The sequence below is a fragment of the Clostridium sp. genome (assembly GCF_036639235.1).
Lineage (GTDB): Bacteria > Bacillota > Clostridia > Clostridiales > Caloramatoraceae > Clostridium_AB.
The window spans coordinates 8,177-10,685 of sequence record NZ_JAVWJB010000049.1; the positions used below are offsets into that span (position 1 = coordinate 8,177).

Annotated in this window: 3 protein-coding genes; 1 reads left to right on the forward strand and 2 read right to left on the reverse strand. The window is 29.4% G+C overall.

What is annotated here, in order from left to right:
• Positions 1–179 precede the first annotated feature (179 nt).
• Positions 180–1,247, reverse strand: coding sequence for a tetratricopeptide repeat protein (locus RR539_RS09435; RefSeq protein WP_332500366.1), 1,068 nt, complete (start codon positions 1,245–1,247; stop codon positions 180–182).
• A gap of 14 nt (positions 1,248–1,261) precedes the next feature.
• Positions 1,262–1,633, reverse strand: a complete 372-nt coding sequence (locus RR539_RS09440; RefSeq protein ID WP_332500367.1) for a DUF1284 domain-containing protein — start codon at positions 1,631–1,633, stop codon at positions 1,262–1,264.
• A 78-nt stretch (positions 1,634–1,711) separates the two neighbouring features.
• Here RR539_RS09440 and RR539_RS09445 point away from each other — a divergent pair, with 78 nt between their 5' ends.
• On the forward strand, positions 1,712–2,482 hold the full coding sequence (locus RR539_RS09445) for a hypothetical protein (RefSeq protein ID WP_332500368.1): 771 nt from the start codon (positions 1,712–1,714) through the stop codon (positions 2,480–2,482).
• Positions 2,483–2,509 lie beyond the last annotated feature (27 nt).

Below are 2,509 nucleotides of genomic sequence, written 5' to 3' on the forward strand. Positions count from 1 at the left end.
ATAAAATCTATACATTAAAGTATATATATTAAGTTTATCTATACTACTCTGTATACCTAATGTTTTAGCGAGTTAAATCATTAATCAACGCAATGGCACAATCATAATCCTTCTTATATACATAAATGTAATAAGTATAGTTTTTAGATAAATCCTCATTTATAGAGATATCCTTCCCCCTATTCACTAAATAACTCATAACCTCTTTTCAGCCTATCATCATTAGGATTATATTTTAGTCCTTCCTGAATAACCTTAACCGCCTTTTCATTGTTCCCTTTTGACTTATAATACTCTGCAATATCAAAGTAGGCATCTGGAGTTTTAGGATTTTCTACTATATATTTTTCTAAACACTTAATCCATATATCCCTACAGCTTACTTTATTCTTTTTCTTAGCATAGTCCGTCATTAAACGTCCATAGTTAGCACAGTCTGATTTAATACCCTCTTCAAACTTTGAAATATCCACTCCTGTACTTTCTTTAAATGAATCCTCAAAGCTTAACTCCTTACACCTAAGGATAATACTATTAATTACCTTCTCTCCCTTTAAACTAACTATTTTATTAAGGGCTAGATGGCTTTGAAAATAATTTTGAGGAATATGATCCTTCCAGTCCTTATTAGATGTGATCTGATTAAATGGAGTAAAATCTATAAATTCTTGTCCATAGGCAACACTATCATTCCCTATATATTCACATAATCCATCCTCAAACCATTGTGGAATCTTACTCTTTTCAATACCTTTGCTTTTACAATACATATCAAAGAAGTAATGGGTGTATTCATGATTTAAACTTTTATAAAAATCATCTCCCATAAGTACTCCTAGCGTTAGAATATCTTCATACACACTATTAGCAAACAAATGAATTTTCTTATTAGTATAGGCTCCACCTAAATTACTTATTTCATCTTGTTTAAATATTCTATTTAAGCTACTTTCCTCTTTAGTAGTTATTTTAATTGTTAAGTTTTCATCTGGAGTAAATCCTGTTATTGAAGATAGTTTCTTTTCCGTATTATCTAAATTAGCATATATAAGTGGCATTCCAACCTCTGATTCCTTAGATGCAAGTATTGTATAATTTTTATACTTAAATGTATCTAATCCTTCCCCGTTAAATTTAGAAACTACTTCTTGTCCTATACTAGTATTTAATATAAATGGCATACCTATAATTCCAAAAATAAAACCCAAAACACCTATCCATAAAAAAACATATATTTTCTTTAACATACTTCCCCCTTAAACTATAATCTGCAAACCCCTTCTTTGTACCACTGACAAGTTGAACAAATCTTCCCATGAAGGGCCTTATCTAGAACCTTATCTCTATGACTTGCAAGGTCATTATATCTATACTCATGCCCTGTCTTCATAGATAAAGCTTCAAGTGCTCCCCTATCTAAAAGACTAACATTTTCCTCACTATCACAAATCCCATTCTTAAGACTTGGACACTTTGAACATATATTATCATCACCATTAACTAGACTTATAACTTCATCACCATTAACTAAAGTAGAATGTATCTGAGCCATATTCTTAGTAAACTCATCACTATACCCTACCCCTTTAAAAAACTTTAAACACATTATATGATGTGGTCTTAATTTTATCATATGTATCCTCCTTTTTTCCCATCTATTTGACAATTCTATTATATCATATGGTAATATATTGAATAGGTGGTGATTATTATGTCGAAGTATTTTAATATTACAGACTTTAATGGATTTTCTGAGGAATATGCTACTACTTCAGATCCAACTATTATAAGTACTAGAACAGTTACGAAACAAAAATTTGAGCAACTTCATTTGGATAGCCTAGGTAAATTTATGAAATCCAATGGACTTTATCCTCACAAACTAAAGCAGCATCTTATTAGTAGTATTTATCCTAATGAACTTGCTAATGGAAACTGTGTAGATCATATAAGAATGGGATATGGCAAAAGCCCTTCTCAATTTAGTGCCTATCAAAAATTTGCAAACTTATATTCTGATAGTAGCAATGGTTACCTTAAAAGCGATTTAAAATTTAGTTGTACAAGCCAGATTCAAATTGCTTTAAATTATGATCACTGGAATACAGCCTTCTATTTAGATCATTCTGGTTGGCTTGAACAACAAAACCTACTTAGAAAAATCTCTTTTAAAAGGGAATATAAGAAAGAACTTATCTCTATTATTGATGAACTAGCTTCTAAGGAATACAATTTATACTTATACTGTGTAGATGGTTATTATGAAATAGAAACAGGTAAGGAATTTGTAGATACCTTAGTTGAACTAATAGAAGATGAAGATATATATCCAACTATTCATATAGTTAAATACGTTACTATAAATGCTAAGTGTAATACATACGAAAACATCGATGATTATGTTGTTAATGAATTTAGTAATTTGCTTGATTTATATAACTTTATATCTTGGAATTCAATAGATAATAACTATATAAACTAATAAGTATAAATGTGTTAAAATATCATT